At 50.8% G+C, this 24845-nt stretch carries 22 protein-coding genes and 1 tRNA gene; 16 read left to right on the forward strand and 7 right to left on the reverse strand.

From position 1 onward, the window contains the following. The first annotated feature begins 167 nt into the window (after positions 1-167). From argF to AC27K1_RS09665, 9 genes are all read left to right on the forward strand, one after another. Positions 168-1169: an ornithine carbamoyltransferase gene (gene argF / locus AC27K1_RS09625; protein ID WP_487150115.1), complete on the forward strand. Its 1002-nt coding sequence runs from the start codon at positions 168-170 to the stop codon at positions 1167-1169. Positions 1170-1327: 158 nt separating this feature from the next. Continuing rightward, complete coding sequence (gene arcC / locus AC27K1_RS09630) at positions 1328-2266, forward strand: carbamate kinase (RefSeq protein WP_487150117.1); 939 nt, start codon at positions 1328-1330, stop codon at positions 2264-2266. 444 nt (positions 2267-2710) lie between these two features. Continuing rightward, complete coding sequence (locus AC27K1_RS09635) at positions 2711-4090, forward strand: V-type ATP synthase subunit B (protein WP_487150119.1); 1380 nt, start codon at positions 2711-2713, stop codon at positions 4088-4090. Positions 4091-4092: 2 nt separating this feature from the next. Beyond that, on the forward strand, positions 4093-4686 hold the full coding sequence (locus tag AC27K1_RS09640) for a V-type ATP synthase subunit D (protein WP_395184006.1): 594 nt from the start codon (positions 4093-4095) through the stop codon (positions 4684-4686). A gap of 37 nt (positions 4687-4723) precedes the next feature. Then, positions 4724-6523, forward strand: coding sequence for a V-type ATP synthase subunit I (locus AC27K1_RS09645; protein WP_487150121.1), 1800 nt, complete (start codon positions 4724-4726; stop codon positions 6521-6523). A gap of 3 nt (positions 6524-6526) precedes the next feature. Further along, a complete protein-coding gene (locus tag AC27K1_RS09650; protein WP_395179002.1) occupies positions 6527-6976 on the forward strand; it encodes an ATP synthase subunit C in 450 nt (149 codons plus the stop codon). A gap of 34 nt (positions 6977-7010) precedes the next feature. Continuing rightward, the gene (locus AC27K1_RS09655) at positions 7011-7685 is read left to right on the forward strand and encodes a hypothetical protein (RefSeq protein ID WP_487150123.1); all 675 of its coding nucleotides are present in this window, start codon (positions 7011-7013) and stop codon (positions 7683-7685) included. Positions 7686-7763: 78 nt separating this feature from the next. Beyond that, positions 7764-8450 (forward strand): DUF2764 family protein, encoded by a 687-nt coding sequence (locus AC27K1_RS09660; protein ID WP_487150125.1) that lies wholly within the window; start codon positions 7764-7766, stop codon positions 8448-8450. Positions 8451-8529: 79 nt separating this feature from the next. Then, a complete protein-coding gene (locus tag AC27K1_RS09665) occupies positions 8530-10377 on the forward strand; it encodes a V-type ATP synthase subunit A (protein ID WP_487150127.1) in 1848 nt (615 codons plus the stop codon). 212 nt (positions 10378-10589) lie between these two features. Here AC27K1_RS09665 and AC27K1_RS09670 read toward each other — a convergent pair whose 3' ends face one another. Next, positions 10590-11486 carry a hypothetical protein gene (locus tag AC27K1_RS09670; RefSeq protein ID WP_487150129.1) on the reverse strand — a complete coding sequence of 299 codons (897 nt, stop codon included), beginning with the start codon at positions 11484-11486 and terminating at the stop codon, positions 10590-10592. A 687-nt stretch (positions 11487-12173) separates the two neighbouring features. Between AC27K1_RS09670 and AC27K1_RS09675 the strand changes: the two genes are divergently transcribed. The 5 genes from AC27K1_RS09675 to AC27K1_RS09695 all read left to right on the forward strand — a co-directional run bounded on the left by AC27K1_RS09675 (position 12174) and on the right by AC27K1_RS09695 (position 16779). After that, a complete protein-coding gene (locus tag AC27K1_RS09675) occupies positions 12174-13334 on the forward strand; it encodes an SGNH/GDSL hydrolase family protein (RefSeq protein ID WP_487150131.1) in 1161 nt (386 codons plus the stop codon). A 244-nt stretch (positions 13335-13578) separates the two neighbouring features. Further along, positions 13579-13854 (forward strand): alcohol dehydrogenase catalytic domain-containing protein, encoded by a 276-nt coding sequence (locus AC27K1_RS09680; protein ID WP_487150270.1) that lies wholly within the window; start codon positions 13579-13581, stop codon positions 13852-13854. Between the two features lie 312 nt (positions 13855-14166). Then, the gene (gene arcC, locus AC27K1_RS09685) at positions 14167-15117 is read left to right on the forward strand and encodes a carbamate kinase (RefSeq protein WP_395184014.1); all 951 of its coding nucleotides are present in this window, start codon (positions 14167-14169) and stop codon (positions 15115-15117) included. An 87-nt stretch (positions 15118-15204) separates the two neighbouring features. Beyond that, complete coding sequence (locus tag AC27K1_RS09690) at positions 15205-15627, forward strand: nucleotide triphosphate diphosphatase NUDT15 (RefSeq protein ID WP_487150133.1); 423 nt, start codon at positions 15205-15207, stop codon at positions 15625-15627. A gap of 579 nt (positions 15628-16206) precedes the next feature. Next, complete coding sequence (locus AC27K1_RS09695; protein WP_487150271.1) at positions 16207-16779, forward strand: C2H2-type zinc finger protein; 573 nt, start codon at positions 16207-16209, stop codon at positions 16777-16779. A gap of 148 nt (positions 16780-16927) precedes the next feature. Here AC27K1_RS09695 and AC27K1_RS09700 read toward each other — a convergent pair. Then, positions 16928-17003: transfer RNA gene (locus AC27K1_RS09700), tRNA-Glu, on the reverse strand. Between the two features lie 125 nt (positions 17004-17128). Here AC27K1_RS09700 and AC27K1_RS09705 point away from each other — a divergent pair. Further along, complete coding sequence (locus tag AC27K1_RS09705) at positions 17129-17782, forward strand: glutathione S-transferase family protein (RefSeq protein WP_487150135.1); 654 nt, start codon at positions 17129-17131, stop codon at positions 17780-17782. A gap of 65 nt (positions 17783-17847) precedes the next feature. Then, positions 17848-20202, forward strand: a complete 2355-nt coding sequence (locus AC27K1_RS09710) for a hybrid sensor histidine kinase/response regulator (protein WP_487150137.1) — start codon at positions 17848-17850, stop codon at positions 20200-20202. Between the two features lie 10 nt (positions 20203-20212). Here AC27K1_RS09710 and msrB read toward each other — a convergent pair whose 3' ends face one another. The 5 genes from msrB to AC27K1_RS09735 all read right to left on the reverse strand — a co-directional run bounded on the left by msrB (position 20213) and on the right by AC27K1_RS09735 (position 24776). Then, a complete protein-coding gene (gene msrB, locus AC27K1_RS09715; RefSeq protein ID WP_487150138.1) occupies positions 20213-20641 on the reverse strand; it encodes a peptide-methionine (R)-S-oxide reductase MsrB in 429 nt (142 codons plus the stop codon). Positions 20642-21071: 430 nt separating this feature from the next. Beyond that, positions 21072-21641, reverse strand: a complete 570-nt coding sequence (locus tag AC27K1_RS09720) for a recombinase family protein (protein WP_487150140.1) — start codon at positions 21639-21641, stop codon at positions 21072-21074. A 245-nt stretch (positions 21642-21886) separates the two neighbouring features. After that, a complete protein-coding gene (locus AC27K1_RS09725) occupies positions 21887-22579 on the reverse strand; it encodes a tetratricopeptide repeat protein (protein ID WP_487150273.1) in 693 nt (230 codons plus the stop codon). Between the two features lie 201 nt (positions 22580-22780). Next, the gene (locus AC27K1_RS09730; protein ID WP_487150142.1) at positions 22781-24277 is read right to left on the reverse strand and encodes a hypothetical protein; all 1497 of its coding nucleotides are present in this window, start codon (positions 24275-24277) and stop codon (positions 22781-22783) included. A gap of 370 nt (positions 24278-24647) precedes the next feature. After that, positions 24648-24776 carry a hypothetical protein gene (locus tag AC27K1_RS09735; protein ID WP_487150143.1) on the reverse strand — a complete coding sequence of 43 codons (129 nt, stop codon included), beginning with the start codon at positions 24774-24776 and terminating at the stop codon, positions 24648-24650. Positions 24777-24845: the final 69 nt, after the last annotated feature.

Here is a 24845-nt window from a genome sequence, read left to right on the forward strand (position 1 = left end):
AGGGGCTTATGCCCCTCATCATTTATCCCCCTCCCCCGCTATACCCTCCGCAATAAATTCCCGACAGCAATCTTTTCATCCTGTACTAGACTTCAGCCGTGCATCCTCACACCTGCCACATACACGACAGGTTGTTTTTTCATTCGGAACCACATGAGGCTGGCAACATGTCTTACAACCTGCGCCACCGCAATTTCCTGAAACTGCTGGATTTCACCCCGAAAGAAATTCAATACATGCTGGACCTGTCCCGGGATCTGAAACGCGCCAAGTATGCCGGCTGCGAACAGCAACGCATGAAAGGCAAAAACGTTGTCCTGATATTTGAAAAAACCTCCACACGAACCCGCTGCGCCTTTGAAGTGGCCTGTTTTGACCAGGGTGCGAATGTCACCTATATCGGCGGCGGCTCACAGATGGGTCACAAGGAATCCGTGAAAGACACTGCTCGTGTACTAGGCCGTTTTTACGATGGTATTGAGTTCCGCGGTTTTTCCCAGGAAGCCGTTGAAGAACTGGGCGAATATGCTGGTGTACCTGTCTGGAATGGTCTGACCGACGACTGGCACCCCACACAGATACTGGCCGATTTTCTTACAATGATTGAACACGGCCGCGGTAAACAGTTACACCAGATGAAATTTGCCTACCTGGGCGATGCCCGAAACAACATGGGTAACTCGTTAATGGTCGGCGCTGCCAAAATGGGTATGGATATACGCCTGGTAGCCCCTAAATCCTACTGGCCCGAGGCGAAACTGGTAAAAACCTGTAGCCAGATTGCCGAACAGACGGGCGCCAGGATCACCCAGACAGAAGACGTCGCCGAAGGCGTTAAGGATGTCGACTTCCTCTATACCGACGTCTGGGTATCCATGGGTGAACCCGAGTCTGCCTGGGCGGAACGGATTGACCTGATGAAACCCTACCAGATCAACATGAATGTCATTAAACAGACCGGAAACCCCCACGTCAGATTCCTTCATTGCCTGCCAGCGTTCCACAACGATGAAACCAAGGTCGGCAAGGAAGTAGCGGAAAAATATGGCATGAAGGGGCTGGAAGTGACTGAGGATGTCTTTGAGTCAGAATACTCCATCGTCTTTGATGAAGCCGAAAACCGGATGCACACGATCAAGGCCGTAATGGTCGCCACCATCGGCGAATAACAGCCGACAACATTTCCGCTGTGTAACACAGAGCGCACATCGACTACCTTTCCATGAGCGGCTAATCCCTGCCGCTCATGGCAGATCGGCTGATCAGCCTACCTGCGATCGAACGACAGTCCTTTATCATCCAAACCATCATCACGAGGATCAGGGATATGTTAGTTGTCATGGCCCTGGGAGGAAACGCCATCCTGCAGCGTGGCCAACCCCTTGAGGCACACATTCAGCGTGAAAATATTCGAACCGCTGCCAAGTCCATCGCGGAAGTCGCCAAAGATCACCAGGTGGTGCTAACGCATGGCAATGGCCCGCAGGTTGGCCTGCTGGCCCTGATGAACGAAGCCTACGAAGCGGTAGCCAATTACCCACTGGATGTTCTGGGCGCACAAACACAGGGCATGATCGGGTTCATGTTTGAGCAGGAACTGCGCAACTACATGCCTGGCCGCAAAGTGTGCACCGTATCCACCCAAACCATCGTCGACCCCAACGACCCGGCCTTTGAGAACCCCGACAAATTCGTTGGACCGGTTTATACCTATGAAGAAGCCCAGGTGATCCAGGAAGCCAACCCGGCCTGGACCCTGAAACAGGATGGCAACTACTATCGTCGCGTCGTGCCCTCCCCGCAACCCATGGAAGTCCTGGAGATGCCATCGTTACGGCATATTGTTTCATCGGGTGATATCACGGTGATCTGCGGCGGTGGCGGCGGCATCCCGGTCCGCCGCGATGCAGATAACATGCTGCACGGCGTCGAAGCGGTGGTGGATAAGGATCGCGCCTCACGCACCCTGGCCGAGGGCCTGGAAGCGGACGCCCTGGTCTTACTGACCGATGTTCCGGCCGTCGAAACTGACTTCGGCAAACCGGACTCGAAAAAGATCAAAGAATGTACACCTGACGAATTTGAAAAGTTCCCCTTTGCGGCTGGTAGCATGGGACCTAAGGTAGAATCCGTATGCCATTTCGTTCGCGCCGGTGGTAAGTTTGGTGCCATCGGTTCGCTCGACAAAGCGGCGGAGATCCTGCTTGGACAATCCGGCACCTTTGTCAAGGTAGATGTACCCGGTGGTATCACCTATTACGACTGAACCGACCAGACAACTATTCCAAATACAGCCTCTCACTAGCCGGGAGATGCCAGACTCACACTGCGAAGTGGAATGACTGGGGTCTCGCGGCAAAGTAGTGTCTGCGCATGGTATGTACGGACACAACCGGCGGCGACGGTTTATACCATTGCCAATGGTGTTTGAAAACAGGGTTTGCCTGGGGAATCTATCCCGCAATGCCGCCGGTTTGTCCGGCTAACGTTGTTTGGCAGGCTTTGGTCTATCACCGGATAAGGGTTTACGAAAACTGCGGCTCCGCGTGTTGTTTTGGGCGACAGTTTTCGTCGGCAAGGTGACGGAATCTGTTTTCAGCCATAACGGGCGGTTGCGTATTGTGGATATATGCCCACCGGGTCTGAAGCATTTGTTTTCCCTTTGACGCAGGGCCCCATGGCCCCAATTAAAAAGGACAGGAAGAAGGCTATGTCCCAGAGTCTGTTACGTTATACCAACATTCTGAGTATTGTTGGTGACATTATCCGGGTCGAAGTACCCAACCTGGGCGACAGTAACGCCCAGGCGCGCAACGGTGATCTCGCCCTGATTGAGCAGAATGGCCAGCCCTATTCGCTTGCGCAGATCATCAAGCTGAACCGCGAAGAAGTTTCCCTCCAGGTGTTCGCGGGCACCAAAGGTCTCTCCACTGACGCCGCAGTCTGCTTCCTCGGCGAACCCATGAAAGCCGTATACTCCCCGAACATTCTGGGTCGTATCTTCAACGGCGCGGGTGAGGCGATCGATGGTGGCCCGGCTCTGGACCAGGATCCTCGCGTTGAAATCGACGGCCCTTCCGTCAACCCGATCCGCCGTGTTCTGGCGTCCCGCATGGTACGGACCAACGTGCCCATGATCGACGTGTTCAACACCCTGGTTGAATCCCAGAAGATCCCGATCTTCTCCGTGTCCGGCGAGCCCTACAACAAGTTCCTGGCCCGGATCGCGATCCAGGCGGAAGCGGACGTGGTTGTGTTCGGTGGCATGGGTCTGATCTTCGATGACTACCACTTCTTCAAGACGGCGTTCGAAGAAGCCGGCGTATCTTCCCGTACCGTCATGTACACCAACCTGGCCTCTGACCCGACCGTTGAGCGTCTGATGATCGCCGACATGTCCCTGGCAGTGGCTGAGCACTTCGCGGTAGAAGAAGGCAAGAAGGTCCTGGTTCTGCTGACCGACATGACCTCCTACGCCGACGCCATGAAGGAAATCGGTGTTGCCATGGACAAGATTCCCGCCAACCGGGGTTACATGGGCGACCTGTACTCCCAGCTGGCCCGCCGTTACGAGAAGGCTGCCGACTACAAGGGCGCCGGTTCCGTGACCATCCTGGCGGTAACCACCATGCCCGGTAACGACCTGACTCACCCGGTTCCGGATAACACCGGTTACATCACCGAAGGTCAGTTCTACCTGCACGACGGCGTTATCGATCCGTTCGGTTCCCTGTCCCGTCTGAAGCAGATGGTTATCGGCAAGGAAACCCGGGAAGACCACAGCCAGATCATGAACACCATGATCCGCTTCTACTCCGATTCCGTGAACGCCAAGCAGAAGCAGGCGATGGCTTTCGAACTGTCTCCGTACGATGAGAAAGTAATCCGTTTCGGTGACCAGTTCATCGACAACTTCATGAAGCTGGACGTCTCCATGAGCCTGGAAGAAGCCCTCGACCTGGCATGGAAGATCCTGGCAGACTGCTTCAGCCCTGAAGAGACGCTGATGAAGCAGAGCCTGATCGAGAAGTACTGGCCCGTGAAATCCCAGGTTGCTGCGGCAGCTGCCACTGAAACCGCCGGGGCATAACCATGGCCAAGATTGCGCTGAACAAAAGCTCGCTTAACCGGGAAAAGCGCAACCTGAAAACGTTCAACCGTTACCTGCCGGCGCTGGAACTCAAGCGTCAGCAGCTGATGGCTGAGCGGAAAAAAGCAGAGGATGCTGTCAGGGAAGCGCGCGAGCGTATTGAGCAGATCGAAAAAGACGTCAGTGAGCAACTTCCCATGCTCGCTTGTGAGGATATCAACGTCGAAGGCCTGGTGCGTGTGACCAACGTGGTTCTGGGTGAACAGAACATCGTCGGTACCACCGTGCCCGTCGTTGAGAAGGTTGAGGTAGAGGTCGCCCCCTACAGCTTCCTGACCAAACCTCACTGGGTGGATTTCCTGGTGGAACGCCTGAAAGAGATGGTGGAACTGCATATTGAAATGCTGGTGCGTGAACTGCGCTACCAGGAGATCAGTAAGGCAACCCGCACCACTTCTCAGCGCGTGAACCTGTTCTCCAAGGTTCTGATCCCACGCAGCAACAAGAATATCGCGAAGATCAAGATATTCCTGTCCGATATGGACCGTGCTGGCGTGGTGAACGCCAAGATCTCCAAAACCAAGATGGCCAGCTGATCTGCCCCGGCAGTCAGCCTAAAGCTGGATTAAGAGCATGAGTATCAAAACACTCAAGAAGATCACGCTCTATGGGCTAGCCAGCGAGAAGGAAGCCGTACTCAGCGGATTACAGGAAATGGGGTGTGTTCACCTGATTCCCCTGGCTGAGACACCGGCTGCCCCCGAAGGCGAGCTCAGTGAGCCCCGGGCTGCAAAGGAGGCCTATAGTCACCTCCTGAGCTGTCCGGTCAAGCGACGGGAAATCCGTCGTATGGATGCCATGGACACCGACGAGGTGGTCGCCAAGGTTCTTGCCAACAAGAACCAGCTGCGTGCCGCGTCTGACGCCCGTGACAACCTGATCAAGCGGATCCAGGAAGTTCGTCCCTGGGGCGATTTTTCCTTTCCGGAACTGAATCAGCTGGACGACATTCGTCTGTGGTTCTACGTGATCCCCCACCACGACATGGCGGCGCTCGAGGATATCGAGATGCCCTGGGAAGTGGTGCACCGTGATCACAAGAACTGCTATGTCGTCCTGCTGAACAAGACAGAACCGGATGTTAACCTGCTGCCGGTCAAGCGCTCCCATGTGGGCGGTGACTCCCTGTCCAGCCTGGAACACCAGCTGGAAGAAGCGGAAATGAAGGTGGAGGATATCCAGGGTGAACGGGAGTCTCTGACCCGTTGGCTCTATGTTCTCAGCCAGATCGTTGCCCGCAAGGAAGACACCCGCGCACTGGAAGACGCTCGTCGTGTGACCCTCGACGATGATCAGTTTTTCCTGGTCTCAGGCTGGCTGCCTGCGGATGAAGAAGAACGCGCCAGTGAATTTGTCGCGTCCTTCGCCGTAGCCGCCACCATCGAAGATCCGGCGCCGGAAGACAGTCCGCCGACCCTGCTGGACAATCCCGAATCCGTTGCCGGCGGTACGGAAGCCATGGCTTTCTACCAGCTGCCCGGTTACCGGACCTGGGACCCCAGCACCGTGGTGTTCTTCTCGTTCTCCCTGTTCTTTGCCATGATCATGAACGACGCGGCTTACTGCGCCATCCTTGGCGGCCTCGTGTTCCTGTTCCGCAAAAAACTGGGCGCCAGCGAGACAGGCATCCGTATCCGTAACCTGGCTTATTTCATGTCAGGAATCGGTATTCTCTGGGGCATTGGCTCCGGCAGCTATTTCGGCTACACGCCAGACAAGGAGACCCTCTTCGGCTCGCTGCACTTCATTGATATGAATAACTACGGTGCCATGATGAAACTTTCCATCATCATCGGTGCGACGCATATCGTGATAGCGAACCTGGTCACTGCCTGGAACAACCGAACGCGCCTGTATGTTCTGGCGCCACTGGGATGGACACTGGCCATTATCGGCGGTGTTGCCCTCTGGCTCGGAATGACAGGAGACCTGGCACCGGTCTGGAAAGAGACACTGGGCCCTGCCCTGGCGATAGTCGGCGCAGCGCTTATTTTCCTCTTCACCAGCACTCGCCCGGTTTCCAGCGCGAAAGACGTCCTGTTCCGGATCGTCGACGGTCTGCATGCGCTTTACAATATCTCCAGTGTTTTCGGCGATATTCTTAGCTACATGCGTCTGTTTGCCCTCGGTCTGGCCGGCGCGTCCCTGGCTGTTACCTTCAATACGCTGGCATTCCAGGTTCTGGACAGCATGCCAGGTATCGGTGTTCTGTTCTGCGCCCTGATCCTGATTGCGGGTCACCTGCTCAATATCAGCCTCTCCCTGATGGGTGGTGTTGTGCACGGCCTGCGTCTGAATGTGATTGAGTTCTTCAAGTGGAGCCTGACTGAAGAAGGCTACCCGTTTAAACCGTTTAAAAAGCAAGAGGATTGATTCATGGAAAACTTTATTCTGATGCTGGGTTGGGCCGGTATTTTCGCTCCTATGGCGCTGGGCGCTATCGGTTCCGGCCTGGGTTGCTCCATCTCCGGCCAGGCGGCCTGTGGCGCCATGCTGGACGTTGAAAGCGGTTACGGTAAGTTTATCGGTCTGTCCGCACTGCCTTCTTCCCAGGGCATCCTGGGTATCGTAATCATGTTCATCCTGATGGGTACCCCTCTGACCGTTGACACTGCACCGGCCTTCTTCGGCATCGGTCTGCTGGCTGGTCTGTCCCTGATGATCACTGCTCTGTACCAGGGCAAGGCCGTTGCCGGCGCGATCAATGCGTCCAAGAACAAGCCTGAGATCTTCGGTCTGTCTATTGCTCCTGCTGCGATCGTAGAAGGTTTCTCCGTATTCACCTTCGTATTCGCCCTGGTTCTGGCTGGCAACATCGCCGCCTAAGCCTGTCGATTAACGTTGCTAACAGGGTGAAGCCATGACTGAAGTAGCAAGTAATGTATCCGTCGGGGTACAGGAGCTGATCGAAAAGCTCCGTAACCAGGGCGTTGCCAACGGCCGCACTGAAGCCGACAAGATTGTCTCTGATGCCCGCAATGAAGCGGACCGGATCCTGGAAGAAGCGCGCCTGCAGGCCGCTGACCTGGTGAACAAGGCGAAGAAAGAAGCCGACTTCACCGTCAAGGCCGGCGAAGAGTCCCTGGAACTGGCCGGCCGTAACGCCGTGCTGGAACTGAAGGATTTCCTGCTCAAGCAGTTCTCCGAGCAGATCCGCCTGACTGTCGCCCGCGAAATGGAAGACCAGGGCATCCTCAAGAACATGATTCTTGAAGTGGCCGGTCGTAACAGCCTGCGTGGTGAGGAAAACGTCGAAGTGATCCTGCCCCGCAAGGTCGTCGGTGTTGAAGACCTGCGCGAGCACCCGGAAGAACTGAAAGAAGGCACACTGGCCTACTTCGCGGTTCGTCAGGGCAAGGAAATGCTGAGCGACGGCGTCACCTTCAAGGTGGGCGGCGAGAAGCAGACCGGCGTGACCTTCCGCCTGCGCGAGAAGAACATCGAGGTTGAGCTGGATGACACCGCTGTCAGCACCATGCTGCTGAAGCACCTGCAGCCCCGTTTCCGCGCGCTGCTGGAAGGCATCATCAATTAAGGCTGACGCTGCCGGCTGACGGAATCCGGGCTTTAGCGCCCGGTATTCTGCACCGGCAGCGCCTGTAAGGAGCAAGCCATGGCTGACAATGCCTGTTATACCTTGCTGACCTCGCTGCCGCACATTGATTCCCTGTTCAACAGCCGGATCACCCCGATCTCCCGTTTCCAGCTGGACCGCCGTTTGTCCATGCTGGAAATGGAAGACCAGGAGCGCCTGGTCCTGATCGAGAACCTGCTGCACTGGGATCACCTGGCGGACGATGTCGACGAACACGCCCTGATCCGCATGGCCGAAAAGGCCCGCGATCAACTGGGCAGCCAGACGCTGCGCGAACTGGTGGACTGGCGCCTGGATATGCGCACCATCGTGGCCGCCCTGCGTCGCAAGCACCTGGGTGAAGCCGCGCCGACCACGGCGAAGTGGAGCTACGGTACCCGCTACGAATACATTCGCAGCCACTGGAGTTCCCCGACACTGGGCCTGGGCAAGGCGTTTCCGTGGATCCAAAAGGTCAACGAATGCCTGCACACCGGCAACTGTGTTGAACTGGAAAAGACCCTGCTGCAAGCCGTCTGGGACCAGCTCAACCGCCTGGCCACCCGGCACCAGTTCGATTTCGAGGCCGTCGTCATTTACGTGCTGCGCTGGAACCTGGTCGCCCGCTGGACCTGCTACGACACCAGCAAGGCACAGACCCGCTTCCGGAAGCTGATCGACAAGAGCCTCGGCGAATTCAGGGACCAGTTGCCGGTCAGCAACTGATCACGACGACTTCAACTGCAGAACGGCCAATGCACCGACTGTGCAAGCCTTTTTTGCGCAAAATACAGGTTATCGCGTTATGAGTACAACGCACGAACAGAACGCCACAGCCCGCGTCGTGGCCGTCAATGGTGACATCATCACCATTGAAACCATCGACAAGGGCGAAGAGAGCCGCGCCCTCGTCAAGAACGAAGTGGTTTACGTGGTACCCAGCCGCAAGCAGAACGAAAGCATTGACGAAATGCTGATGTCTGAAGTCCTGCGGGTGCACGGCAAGACCGCTGACATCCAGGTCTTCGAAGATACCCGCGGCGTTGCCGTCGGTGACTACATCGTCCAGACCGGTCAGCTGCTGTCCGTGGAACTGGGCCCGGGTATCCTGAGCCAGATCTACGATGGTCTGCAGAATCCGCTGGAAAACCTGGCACAGCTGCACGGTACTTTCCTGCAGCGTGGTGTTCAGGCAGAAGCCCTGGACCGTACCAAGACCTGGTCTTTCGTGGCCAAGGCCCGCGTGGGTGATGTCCTGCGCGCCGGTGAAACCCTGGGTACTGTCCAGGAAGGCCGTTTCACTCACAAGGTCATGGTTCCTTTTGACCTGTCCGGTTCCGTAACTGTCGACTGGATCCAGGAAGGCACCTTTACCGTTGACACCATCGTTGCCCGCGTGCGCGACGAACAGGGTAAAGAACGCGAACTGAACATGATTCAGCGCTGGCCGGTACGTCGCTCCATTTCCGAGACCCTGTCTCAGAAAGGCGGCAAGACCACCCGTCACTACCCGACTGAGCCCCTGATCACCCAGCAGCGCCTGGTTGACACTTTCTTCCCCATCGCCCGTGGCGGTACCGGCTGTATTCCTGGTCCGTTCGGTGCGGGTAAGACCGTACTGCAGCACATGCTGTCCAAGTACTCTTCTGCCGACATCGTTATCGTTATCGCCTGTGGTGAACGTGCCGGTGAGGTGGTAGAAACCATCGACGAGTTCCCGAAACTGCAGGATCCCAGCGGCGCCGGCTCCCTGATGGACCGTACCACCATCATCTGTAACACCTCCTCCATGCCGGTTGCGGCCCGTGAAGCGTCCATCTACACCGGTCTGACCCTGGGTGAGTACTACCGTCAGATGGGTTACAACGTACTGATCCTGGCGGACTCCACGTCCCGTTGGGCGCAGGCGATGCGTGAAACCTCCAACCGTCTGGAAGAAATCCCGGGTGAAGAAGGCTTCCCGGCTTACATCGACTCCGCGATCAAGGGTCTTTACGAGCGTGCGGGTGTGATCAGCAACGAAGACGGCGAGTCCGGTTCCCTGACCATGATCGGTACCGTATCACCGGCTGGTGGTAACTTCGAAGAGCCTGTGACCCAGTCTACCCTGGCGACCGTGAAGTGCTTCCTGGGTCTGTCTTACGACCGTGCTTACAAGCGTTTCTTCCCGGCGGTTGACCCGCTGATCTCCTGGTCTCGTTACCTGGATCAGATGAAGCCCTGGTACGACGCCAACCTGTCTGCCGACTGGGTTGCCATGGTGACCGAAATGCAGAAGCTGCTGGTTCGCGGTGAAAGCATCAACCAGATGATGCAGGTGACCGGTGAAGAAGGTGTGACCCTGGGCGACTACGTCGAGTTCCAGAAGTCCCTGTTCCTGGACATGGTTTACCTGCAGCAGGACGCGTTCGACCATATCGACGCCGCCTGCTCCCTGGAGCGTCAGAAGTTCAGCTTCCGCCTGATCGTTGACCTGATCCGTCAGGACTACAACTTCGCTGACAAGAACGTCGCCCGCGACTTCTTCGTGAAGCTGACCGGTCTGTACAAGAACTTCAACTATGCGCACATGGATTCGTCCGAATACAAGGACTACCTGGAAAAGATCAAGGATCTGCGCAACCAGTTTGCAGTCAGCGCCGAAGCGGCCTGATAGACGACTGTATCCTCACAGAAACAAAGGCCGGCGTATGCCGGCCTTTGTTTATTTCCTTATTAGTTTTTTATCACACTTTAAATCCACTGTTAGTAAATTATCATTTCTCAACCAAATAACCTACGAAAGAACCGAAGCCTTATCATATAACACCCTAAAAGAGAGTTTATTACGCAGGCAATTTGAACCACCACCTTTATTGATAGTTTTTAAAGAATCTCACATCTACACCAACCTTTAAATGGCCTATCATTTTCTACCTGATCATCCTTATGATGAACTTCTTCTTCCAGAGCCTCTTTTTTTCGTTCTTGCAACTGCTGTTGTAATTGTTGCAGTAGTTGTAACTTCTGATCTTCTCCCCCTTCAACATTGTCTGTTTTTTTTGCATTAAAACAAATTAATTTCTGAACCCTTTCAATATCTTCAAGTAAAGAAGCGTAGTTTTGGACGTCTTTTTTATTCAATAGATCATACTCCTGCTGATCTTTTCCTTTTCCCATACCTTCTTCATCAAGTGAAGGAGTTACAGACATTTTAAGCGCCAAATGTGTTAATCCATCTTCATTCAAATGCCCTTTATGAAAATTTTGGTTCAATTTGTTAACATAGCCACCCACATTCATGCTGATTTTAATATCGTCAACGGGTCGATCTTCCCCTTTACTTGCGAACCTTTTAATTTCATTTATTTTATATATACCACTATCTTGATGGTAAGGAAGAGTGAACTCGGTGACTAATTTGTGACAGGAAATACATGCATCATTTGCCTTCGCGTTACACATTGCGCCTTCTTGATTAATGCTTTCGACAGTACGATCATAAGCTTGTAGATCTGCAAGCAGAGATGGCGTCTCATTTCCGTAATCTGGCGCAGTATCATTTTTGTTTTGCAAGTGTTGATAAAGACATTTTGCATGCAGTAATTTTCCACATCCGCAGTCAACCTTGACAGGGTGTCCTTTAAATAAAACCTGCCTTTTATCTCTGTCGTGATCATAGGCCTTCAATAAATCACTTAAGCAAATACCGCATGTACTTTCAGCTTCAAGCATTACTGCATTTTGTGGCGATAATGATTGAAAAAGACTATCCGAAACCATAAAACCCTCCATTTTTTAATAATTTATCGATCCAGTATTTTTGCGAGGCATCCTTGATTGCCGTGGACCAGTTCAATCAATATGAAGAGAAAACCCACTGCATGCCCGCTCGGTGTAACGTGCATTAAATGAACATCTTCAGTGCCATATACTTACGACCAAATAACATTAAAAAAGTTCAAGTTTGGTTGAGCATTGTCAGTATCTGAGCAAAATTAACTTTTAGAATTTCTACCATCTGAGGGTGGATCCTTTTCACTTATTCAACAAGCCATTGAAAAACATTACATTTCATCAATTTTCGAACTCTCAAGTTAGAAGCAACAATATATTTTCCTGACTACCACCATTCTTCAGCTCTTTTGCGAGACTTCCAGATACCACGAAAGATAGATGGCGAATAAGTATCTTCGTGCTGACACTTAAATATTGAATCAGCTGTTATTGCCAGTATGCCAAGGCTTTCCAAGCATTTGCTTTTACAGTGGCTGATGAATCGTGGTAGTCAGTTATATTTTAAGCGCCTTATACCAATCGAATTAAAACAAGACCTTTATGTTATTAATTCTTCACAAGAAAAACCATAAAATGAAACAAAGCGAAATCAACCCTGTCAGAAAAAAACCAGTGAAAGCTGACAGGCACTAAAAACCCAAAATCTCCACCATATAACTATCGTCCATGATTATGTTAGGGAAAATTAATCCATCTATTTCCAGCTCAGTATCAAAAAATAGAGAAGCAGACAGTAAAGAAAGTACCCCTTCAACTTCCGTGAGGTGCAATACTGACATAACCAAAATGCATGGATTGGCGATTAACTCAAAACCACTCTCTGCATTTGATGCCCAAAAACAGGAAAAAGTCTGTGTTTTTATAGGAAACAGTATGACTGACTGGGGTAACTTTCATCAACGTTTTCATGGCTTTCTGTCGACGCTACAGAACTATCCCGAAGGCCGCTTTTCGGATGGATATGTTTGGACTGATTATGTTTATGCCACTGTAAAAGACAACGGAGTTAAATTCATCAACGCAGCTTCAGCAGGGTCGACCTGCTGTGACTATACCAAACTTTCATGGAACCCAAGATATTGGATTGTAAGCAATCTCCACCATCAAATAAGGGAGCTTGAAAACGCAGTCAAGGCTCAAGAAGTTACCCCTGACATAATTACTCTATGGATTGGCGCAAATGACTATTTATATGGATGGGATAATGATTCTGATGTGATGCGTGTCGTTGGAGAAATTGAAAAAGTGACTACAACGTTAATGGAAACATATCAGTGCCCTATTATCTGGATGGATTTACCCGATTTAGGAAAACTCCCTTATTCGATAGAAACAGGAAGAGCAAGCCAGTTAAACAGGGCAAGCAAAGAGCACAACAGACGACTGGAGCTCAGTAGAGAAAAGCTCAACCTGAACTTATCGGCCACGACCAACTCAAACATTTCTATTTGTAACGTTTCAGAAGTACTGGAAAGAATAAATCGACAAGTCAAAATACGTCAAACCGATCCATTATTCCGGTCACCTATAAACAGCATGGAATCTATAAATCCTAACTTGAGAAAGGTATGGCTACCTGGCGATAAGCAAACAATCGTCATACAAGAAAAGTGCAAACCCATTACTCGCATCGAACCAACAAAAACCCAGTCAGACCGTAGTGATGACAAAACTGTTCCCTGTTGCGCTTTTTATGATACATACCATCCTACGACAGCCTTGTATCGTTGCATTGCAATATTTTTTCTTCGCCATTTATGCCTTCACCATCCTGAAATACTGCCAGTCGAAACAATCTCACTGTTTAAATCTCCGATTAGTCCTTCCGCATAAGCATTAGAAACTTTAAAATACGACTTACTCAAAAAATCAACACAGAAACCTCCCATCCATCAACGCCAAGTGATCTACAACATATCCAGTTAGATTTCACTACCTGAAACGGGTGAACACAGAAGAGCATGGGAACAAAAGTCTCTTAATACACACTTCGATATTCCACAGAACCTCCTCGTTAATATACAGTCCACAATCTGAATCTCTTATGGGCAGTAAGATGTATCAGCTACCAACAAAAATGAGTGGTGTTGTTCTCACAGGGCACGGTGGCTCTGAGAAACTGGAATATCAGAACGACCTCCCAGTCCCCTCACCAGGCCTGAACGAAGTGTTAATCCGGGTTTATGCGGCAGGCGTCAATAACACCGACATCAATATACGTACCGGATGGTACTCCAAATCCGGTGACCCAAGTGAAGACGCAGGCTGGACCGGTGAGGCGTTCAGCTTTCCCCGTATTCAAGGTGCAGACGTTTGCGGTGTTATCGTGGCAGTAGGACCGGATTTTTTCTGAATAACGAAGCTTTACAGAAATAACACCTGTCAAAAAACCAATAAAAAAACGATATTTATCAACAATACCGCCAAACATTTACCAAGTGTTAAATAACTATAACGATAGTGACACTCAAACCTTATCACAGGTCAATGCACCGTCGATTATGCGTCGAACTACGTACAAAACACACTTGGAATCGGAACTCTCGAACCTAATATGGTCTCTATACCGGAGTGAATCCCCTCTCGGATATACAATCCAGTACCGGTGCCGATAAAAAACCGGAATGGATCATTGAATCACCTAAGAAAGTAAGGGAATCCTGTCATGCGTATTGTCATCGCTCTGGGCGGTAACGCCATGCTGCAGCGCGGTCAGCCTCTGGAAGCTGATATCCAGCGCGAAAACATCAGCAAAGCCGCTGAAATGATTGCCAAAGTTGCCCAGGAACACGAAGTTATCCTGACTCACGGCAACGGTCCCCAGGTTGGCCTGCTGGCTCTGCAAAACGCTGCCTACACCAAGGTTGCCCCTTATCCGCTGGACGTACTGGGCGCCGAAACTGCCGGTATGATCGGCTACATGATGGAGCAGGAACTGTACAACCACACCAATGGCGCACAGATCGCGACCATGGTAACCCAGACCCTGGTTGACGCCAACGACCCCGCTTTCCAGGATCCGACCAAGTTCGTCGGCCCCGTTTACAGCAAGGAAGAAGCTGAAGCCCTGGCCGCTGAAAAAGGCTGGTCCATCAAGGCTGACGGCGAATACTTCCGCCGCGTCGTTCCTTCTCCGCTGCCCCAGGGTATCGTTGAAGTTGAAATGATCCGCAAGCTGGCCGAGCAAGGCGCTCTGGTTATCTGTGCTGGCGGTGGCGGTGTACCGGTTCGCAAGGACGAAAATGGCAAGCTGGTTGGCGTTGAAGCCGTTGTCGACAAAGACCTGTCCGCTGCCATCCTGGCAGAACAGATGGGTGCTGATGCCCTGATCATCATGACCGACGTTAGCGCTGTATGCATCAACTTCGGCAAGCCTGACCAGAAAGAAATCCACAAGGCGACCCCTGACGCGATCACCTCTCTGGACTTCCCGGCTGGCTCCATGGGTCCGAAGATTGAAGCTGCTGCTAACTTCGTCCGCAAGGGCGGCAAGTTCGCCGGTATCGGTAGCCTGTACGACGTCGTTAACATTGCTAACGGCGTATCCGGCACCTGGATCACCGAAGAAGCAGAAGGGATCTCCTACCACGAAGATCGTAAGGCTGCTGAAGCCTAATCTGCCTGGCGGGGGCTTTAGCCTCCGCCTTTGCCTCTCCCTTCTTTATACTTCCTCTCTCACTCTCAGCCCCAGACTTATTTTTCTATGAATACGCAATCAACTATTGCCGTTGGCGTCGGTGTCTTTATCGAACACGCCGGCAAAATACTGCTGGGCGAACGCATGGGCTCACATGGCGCCGGTACATGGGCATTGCCCGGTGGGCACCTGGAATTCGGTGAATCCCCGGCGGACTGCGCCATTCGTGAAGTACTGGAAGAAACGGGACTCAATATCAGTGACATTGAGCCTGTAGCGTTCACAAACGATATTTTTGAAAAGGAAGGAAAGCATTACGTCACATTGTTCGTTTTAGCTAAACAATGCGACGGCGAGCCCTGCACCATGGAACCGGACAAGTGCAACGGCTGGTCATGGTTTGACTGGAATGCCCTGCCCCAACCACTCTTTGCGTCACTTGAAAACCTGAAGAAACAGGGGTTTACTCCGCCATTTGGCAGGCAATGATGTCGACGGCGTTGAACGTCATCAGGCAATTCTGCAGATAAAGAACTGTCGCCCACTGTCACCCCCTGTGAATCAGTGAAAAATCAAAGACCGCAGCGTTAACTGATTGGATACCAGCACTATGCAATGCCAGCTCCCAGTGCTGGTATTGGAAAGGCGTACTGACGCAGTTGTCATTGATCCAGCCTGATGCTTTTTTTATAACGCATCTTACCTTACACGGAAGCATTGAATTCCAGACCAGGACACAACTTCAAACACAAGGGCTTAGTGCTCCATGCAACTCGCGACAGATATCAGCAAGGATTTTCCCAGGACAAGTCAGCCACCCCCGACTGCACCTCCAGAAGACGAGGCCTCACCGGAACAATCAGCAACTTTAACTTCCGGGGACAATCAACAGGTGACATCCGACACCCCATTGCCAATGCGAACCACGCAGGTCACAACCACAGAATCCCCGAAAGAAAAAAAGAAAAAACCCACAACAAAAGCAGTAAAACGTCTGAAGAAAAAAAAACAGATACCCAGAAAGTCAGTCCCAGCAAAACGCCCGCCAAATGCCCTGATTGCGGCATTATGTTATCACGCAATAGCCATCTGCAAGCACATAGGCAAACCCACTCCGACAAGGGAGTACCCAAGACGCATAAATGCAATTTTTGCGGAAAACTGTTTGCCCAAAAGAGCAATCTCAAGAGGCACATACGCATCCACACTCAGGAAAGGCCTTTCAAGTGTACCTACTGCAACAGGACCTTTTCCGGATCAACTGAGCTAAATCGGCATATATTGATCCATGAAGAGAAAAAACCCTATGAGTGCCCCACATGCAAGAAAAAATTTCGCCAGATATTCAGTCTGAACAGGCACTGTCTCATACACGACCGTGTCACGCCATTTGGATGCACGATTTGCGGCATAAATCTTACCAGTCAAATAGCACTCGAAAGACACATCAAACGTCATTCCAAACAAAAAAACATTAAGTGTCCTCATTGTGAGAAAACCTTTCACACGAAATCCGATCAGAAAAAACACGCACAAACCCACTCACCCGATAAGCCATTTCAATGTACAGAATGCTCAAAAAGCTATAAACGGCTTGATCATCTTAAAAGGCACATAAAAGCGAAACACAAGAATCAATAAGCGTGAATACCTGTGAGGTCATCGCAGACGTTCGATAGATATCCGCAGGAACAGCTGCCAACCCACCGGCCTGTTCACAGCGGATGTCAGCTGAATTTCAAACGCACAAAAAAAGCCCTTCCGCATAACGGAAGGGCTTTTTCAAATATGGCGTCCCCTAGGGGACTCGAACCCCTGTTACCGCCGTGAAAGGGCGGTGTCCTAGGCCACTAGACGAAGGGGACCTCTTGGACGGCGGCAATAATAGGGGTTCACTTTCCGGGAGTCAACAGCCTGACCGCGATTCTTTTCCACATTCCATCAGGGTCATGTACACTCTGCGTACGCATAGAGGAGAGGAATGATAAGAATGAAACTCAAACTCCTGGGGGCTCCGCTGTCGCCTTTTGTCCGGAAGGCCATTCTGACCCTGAAACTGAAAGAACTGCCGTATGAGCTGACGCCTGTTTTACCCTTCAATTTCCCGGACTGGTTTGTTGAACTCAACCCACTCAAACGCATACCCGTTTTAACCGCTGACGACACACCCATTGCTGATTCCAGTGTCATCTGCCAGTTTCTGGATACCCTGTCGGATACAACACGACTGATTCCCGATGATGCGCTGGATGCTGCCCGCGTACGGTGGTTTGAAAAATATGCCGATTACGAGTTGGCGCCGCATTTGACGTTCACTATTTTCAGAAACCGCTTTCTTCTTCCCTCTTTGGGCAAACCCGGCGATGAAGCAGCGATAGAAAAGTCATTAACAGTAAAACTTCCCCCCATGCTCACTTATCTTGAGCAAACACTGGCAGACAATGAGTATCTGGTCGGCGACAGTATCACTCTCGCGGATATTGCCGTTCTCAGTCAGTTCATATCCTTCAGGCATGGCGGAGAACAACCCGACAGCAACCAGTATCCACACCTCTGCGCCTACCTTGACCGGTTAATGCAATTGCCTGCCGTCGTGGAAACCTGGGAGAAAGAGTGCGCCATTATCCAGAAAATGAAAAAATAGTACTCACCGACAGGGAAATCCGGCATCCTGATAAAACAGGTACCGGGCAGTATGACAGGGATGTTATGAAAACCAGACTCAGTGAACGCCTGTCCTATAAACAGGCCAGAAATACGCTGATACTCACCTTCCTGATTGGTGGCCTGTTCAGTGTCATACAGGTCACACTGGACTTCTACCAGCAGGATCATGCCATTGACCAGGAAATGCAGGCACTGCTCAACATCAGCAGCACCCCCGCAGCCCGCATTGCCTATAACATTGATGAAGAGTTAGCCCAGGAATTGCTGCTGGGTCTGCTTCGTTCCCCCACCATCATCCGTGCCGAAATTACGGACGAAAACAACACGCCACTGGCAGCCATTTCCCGTGACATACAACACGACACAACCCGTGTTGTCAGTGACACGCTGTTTGGCAAGACGCGCCAATACAAAAAGCCTTTGCGTGTCGCCTATGATCCGGAAGAAAAACTGGGCTTCCTGATACTGGAAATTGATACCTATATTTATGGCAGCAGTTTTATCAAGCGGTCGGTCGTCACCGCTGTCACCGCCATTATTAAGGGATTGATTCTGGCCATTGTCCTGCTGCTACTGTTTTATCGCATGACAACTCACCCTCTTTCCACATTGACCCGGGATCTGCGTCGGGTGAACAACCATGCACGCACCCCCATTGCGCTGAAGTATCCGGCAGGTCACGAGTACGATGAAATTGGCAGCCTGGTTGACTCCATCAATCGACTACTCCATGTCATTTCCACCAACCTGAAAAAACGCCGGCTGGCAGAAAAGCAATTAAGAAATTACCTGGTTGACCTGGAAAACATTGTCGATAACCGAACCGCCGAACTGAATGCCCGTAACCGCCAGCTCAGGGACTCCAACGAGGAGCTGGACCAGGCCCGCCAGAATGCCGAACAGATGGCTAAAACCCGTGCCTCCATGTTAGCCAGCATGAGCCATGAAGTGAGAACCCCCATCAATGGCATTCTTGGCATGATTGACCTGTTACTCAGGGACAACCCCACGGAATCGCAAAAGGAAAAACTGCAACTGGCCCGTGAATCCGGCATTATCCTGGTGCAACTGCTCAATGATGTTCTTGATTTCTCGAAGTTCGAATCCGACAAACTCACAATAGAAGCCATTGTTTTTGATCTTCACGATACACTGGAAACTGCGACAGCACTGCTGGGACAAAGCGCGGCTGACAAAGGTCTGATTCTGCAGAATCAACTGGATCGCTCCCTTCCCCATACCGTTGTGGGTGACCCCACCCGCTTACACCAGATACTGACCAACCTGCTGGGGAATGCGATCAAGTTTACCCATCACGGGAGCGTTACCCTAAGGGCCTGGGCCGATATGCAGTCTGATCAACGATGTCAGCTACGTGTCGAAATTCGAGATACGGGCATCGGTATCCCGGAAGCTATGCAGGGGGATATTTTTACCGCTTTTTCACAGGCATCATCCGATACCACCCGTAAGTTTGGTGGTACCGGTTTGGGACTGGCACTGTCGAAAAAAATTGCCGAAGCAATGGGTGGTTCCATCACCGTGGAATCTCAGCCTAATGAAGGGAGTCGTTTCACGGTGGTACTGCCCTTTGAGCAAACGGCACAGGAAGCCACTCCACAGCCACGACACAACCATGAAACAATCTTCACCGGCTCATCGGTAGCAATCGTGGCTCCCCCCATATTAGCCTCTATTCTTTACGACTACTGCCGTGAGTGGCAGCTTGATGCCTGGGTTCCCGGCTGGCAGGGTCCATGGCAGCAGCAGGATCTGGAACGCCTTTCAACGATAAAGCTTCTGCTGACACACAATCAGCATCTTGTTTTTGAGCGACAGAACCCAACTGTATTGCTACAGAGTTCAGGTAATACAGCATTTAACGCTCCTGAAAACGATGTTGTCGTATTGTCATTACCCATCAGAAAAGATCATCTGCATGCGACCCTTTCAGAACTCATCGGTTCAGACATTCTCCATGCAACAGCACCTTCAATGGCGTCTGCGAATGTCATTGTTCAAGAGGCACCGCCAATAACCACCCGTATCCTGGTTGTTGAAGATAATCCGACAAATCTGATGGTCGCAGAAGGTATGCTGGAGCAGCTAGGTTACCAGGTGACAACCGCAAGGAACGGCCAGCAATGCTTGGATCGCTGCAAGAAAGCGTTATTTGACCTGGTATTAATGGATTGCAATATGCCCGTGATGGATGGCTATGAAGCCTGCCGACAACTGCGGAACAACGCAAAAACCTGTGATATCCCCGTGATAGCGCTCACAGCCAATGCTCTCAGCCATGACCGTGAACGCTGCTACCGGGCCGGCATGCAGGATTACATCGCCAAGCCCTTTGACCGTAGCACCCTGAAGCAAACGCTTGAGAAGTGGCTTTGAGGGAATAGCGTTATGATTCAGGTGGAATGAACGACAGGGCAACAGAGTTTATGCAGTAACGCATACCCGTTGGTTGGGGGCCATCAGGAAAGACATGACCAAGATGCGCCTGACAGCGGGCACATTTTACTTCAACCCGCACCATCCCATGAGAGCTGTCGTATTCTGTGATGACAGCGTCATCCGAAAGTGGTTGCCAGTAACTCGGCCAGCCTGATCCCGAGTCATATTTGGCCTCTGAACTGAACAGCGGCTGATTACAGCAACTGCAGTGATACTCCCCTTTTTCCTTGCAATGATACAAGGCACCCGTAAACGGTGGTTCAGTACCCTGTTCCCTGCAGACCCGGTACTGCTCTGGCGTCAGTTGTTCCCGCCATTCGTCGTCAGAACGGCTGACAAAGTCAGTACAGCTATCGTTACGATCTGAGCTTGACAATGTGGTTTCCCTCTTCCGAAGCAACCCTAGTGTAAACTATTCCAAAAGCCTTGCCATCTACCATCTAATACAACATATCCCTCATAAGACTCCAGTCCATACCCATGTTTTTATTTTGTATTTAGCTGCCTTGATGTGTGAACAAGGGAATGTTTGTTAGCTTCTTCAAAACAAATGATGTTGTGTCAGATCGCAACGGCGACGCGTCTGACATGCCTATGAATAAATTACAGATTTATGCTGAAAGCATTTCCGCTACGCAGAAACATAAAGGGTTAGGCACTTCGTAGAACTTTTTTCCAACATCTTGGTCAATAGGCACCACAAGGATCAACGCACAAGGATGTAACAATGCAAACTTTCTTCTATTTGGGTCTCGGCCTGTTCCTGTTCTTCATGGCGATTCAGCCATGGGTATAAAAAACCGGCACTAGGCCGGTTCTTTCTCCTTATCAGCTTTCTGCAGTCGTTTGACCGTCGCCGTCGATATTCCGAGGTGTTCAGCTACTTCGGCAATACTCATGGCCTGCCTGAGTTTCCTGATCGCTTCCGGGTCGTGTGACCTCGGCTTGCCCTTGTACTTGCCTTCAGCTTTGGCTCTGGCTATACCTGCTTTCTGCCGTTCAAGCATCTTCCGTCGTTCCATTTCCGCCACCTTGCTCATGATCGTGACCAGCAGTTCACCTGCATCGGAAGCCAGGTCAACGCCAAGTCTGGTAATGATGATGTTGACGCCTGCATCCTTTAGCGTGGTGATGGTCTGCTGCACATCAATAGCATCGCGTCCCAGTCGGTCAATATCGACCGTCACCAGCGTATCGCCATCCCGCAGGTAGTTGACCATTGACGCAAAGCCTGGTCTTTCCAGCGCCTTCACTGTGCCGCTAATGCCGTTGTCTGAAAACTCACGGTCAATATTGTAGGTTGCCGACAGTTCCCGTCGCTGATTCTCAATGGACTGGTCAGTCGTGCTGACCCTGTAATAAGCCACTGTTGCCACTTATGCGCCTTCCTGATTATTGCCTGCCTGGCTCGTATAGGTTGGCTCAATGATAAGGCTGGCTCATTAGGTTTTCAACGACTTTATTGCGCCATATTGGTAAGGATTCCAGAGGTGGGTTCGGATGGCTCAATAGGCCTTGACCAATTAAGCCATGCATGCGGATCGTAAGAACCTGATAGGCCTATTCATAAACACCGTTCATTCTAGGCCTAGCTATAGAGTTATATAGTTACGTGAATAACTTAGTATCCCAAAAGATACCGGGCATCAGGGTGGCCTTTCTCAGCAGCTTTTGTGAACCACTTTATGGCCTCCAGATCATTTGCTGTTATACCAACGCCATTAGCGTACATAGTCCCAAGAATATACTGGGCATCTGTTTGCCCTTGATCAGCGGCTTTCCTTATCCATCTTATCGCTTCCAGGTCATCTTTGGCCACGCCTTGACCAATAACGTACATCATCCCAAGGCTATATTGAGCAGAAGAAACTCCCTGCTCTGCAGCTTTACGGTACCACCCGATCGCTTCACGATCATTTGCAGTTACCCCTATGCCGCGTTCATACATAAAACCAAGGTTATATTGAGCAGAGTCCACCCCTTGCTCAGCAGCCTTTCGGTACCACCTAATTGCTTCGCGATAATTTTGCGGGATACCCTTGCCATTAGCATAAAGATTGCCAAGATTGTATTGGGCCATAGCAAAACCTTGCTCAGCAGCCAATCTGTACCACTTAGCAGCTTGCTTGTGATCTTTTGTTACTCCGTCACCGCGGTCATACATAACCCCAAGATTAGACTGAGCCTTAGCATTCCCCTGTTCGGCTTCTTTGAGTAATTCGCTGAAAGCTCTTGGTAATGCCTGAACGGATGAAATCTGTGATAAGGATAAGGCCAACGCTATGCACAACGTGGCAACAGCTTTTCTATTCATTTTCAATGGTCAAAAGACCATCAATTTACAGAGAAATACTCAAGATCTTCATTGGGAATAACCGTATTCACCACTCACTATAATTTTCCTTGTTAATTTAGAAAAAGGCTTTGGTGATTCTTAACTTAACTGGTTGTTTCAATGCATACTGCAATAATGGCTGGCTCTAATGCTACTAGGCCAGCCACACGCTACTTTCTCTTACACCCGGAACCGGTTGCGGAACCCCAAACCGATCAGGAATATGAACACGAAGGACAGGAGGCCATGGATCATCAACAATTCAGCCACTACTTGATATTTTGATTCGAATATCATTTTTGAACTCGCCACGAATGGCACCGCATTCGCAACCATAAGCGTTACTGCCTCTGGCCCATGAAGTCCCTGGGTAACCATAAGGTATGCACCGATGAGGATACTGATAGTGACCAGCCAGCCTGTTGGCCTGCCAATACTCTGCCCGTAGTTACTGGTTGCTGAATACAGCAAGTCCAGGAACGACTTCCCCCACCCCATACCCTGATCTGCATTCCAGCGTTTGGCTCTCATTTCATCTGCATGGAAGCGCAATGCAGCAGCATGGTCCCTGTTGCTTTCCGCTAACTCCTTGAGGCGGCGCAGTTTGGCTATGTCATCCTGATCTTTTGCTTTCAGTAAAAGTACTGCTTCGTTGTCCGCATCGCTTCTCGAAGCAACAGACTTCCACTTGAAAAAGTCTACACGCCGATGGATAAGCCGCTTAAAAAGCGGCTCCCGCTTCAACTCACAACTTACCCCATGAAGCGACACATGGCTGGATGTCTTGGTGCCCACCAGATCTGGTATGCAGGTGAATTTATTGCCGGTAAGGTCTAAGGATTTTTCAAATATGGCTTTACTAAATGATAACGACCTTATCCTTTTACTGCCTTCTAGACCTGAAAAATCGACATGACCTTTGAAGTGTGCCTTATAATAATCAACTTCACATTCACCGATGCTTGAAATTTCAAAGCCTAGATCACCTGAGAATACTGCCTCCCTGAAGCTCACTAAATGACAATTGCTTATACAGCAATTACTGAAGTCTACTGAACGGCATCCAAATGAAGAATAATCAAATAACAAGACATTACACAAGAACTTAGCGTTGCGAAAAGAGAAATACCCATTTCCAAACTTTATTGATGTGAAATCAACGGTTCCCCCCTTAATGAGGGCATTAGTAAAATCTACAGCACCATCACCAAAGTCTGCATACCTGAATGAAACATGCACACAGTTCAATTTTGCGTCGCGAAAGGATGTTACCCCTTTACTAGGAAACCTAAATCCATTGAAAGTTATTTGGGGTATTGGGCAATGCTTGGAAAAATCGCAACCTTCAAAACTGATTCTGGATTCAGGATACTTGGATACCTCAGCGTTCCATGCGTCTTGCCCCTGCAACCATAACTCTATGGCAGCATCACCTTTCAGCACCCACTGCTCGTCACATCCATCATATTCCTGCTTGAAATACTTATCCTCAGGATTCCTGTCAGCATCATTCCATATGACAATTGCATCAACTGTATTTTGATCAGAACAATCCTCAGTCACAGCGCCCACCGACATACAAAAATCGAAGATTTTAAGCGCTCTGGTGGCTATTGTGATGATGGTATAAAGACTTACTGCAGGAGGTAACTTGTCAACCTTATGGCCTCCAGTCACCAGCAATGATCCGCTATAAGAAAGCCGATACTGTTGTCGGTGAGATTCGTCGTGAGTACAGCATCATCACTCAGCAATACCTTGAACCGACCCACTGGTTTATTGCCTGGTAAGGCGTTAAAGTTGACCTGCTTCAGCACCCACGGCAGGACGGCTGGGTGTAATCCTGTCGTGCGTAGGCATGAGTCTGTCATAAGCCTGCTCATGTTCACCTGAAGCAACTGCTATGGCCTGAGAAGTCCGGCGGGTTTACATGGCCGGCTCTATATGGGGACTGGTCATCACTACCGGACAATGCGCTAGGGAATCTTCCAGATTGAACGAGACGCGCGCGTTCCCATAGCGGTTCTACAGCCGTTGACTCAAAAGGTTAGTCTTCATCACGCTGAATACCGAAGCGTAAAGGTTTGGCACGTTTACGGAAGAAACTGGTCGATAACTTGTACAAGCCATAGACCGGCAACCAGAAAGGCAGAATCAGCAGGCCACCTACCATCATTCCGACAAATCGGCATATATCTAGCCAATCCGCAAGGCATTGCCTGATTGTCGGCGGATGTGCCACTGA

This window comes from Kistimonas ophiarachnellae (assembly GCF_057552235.1).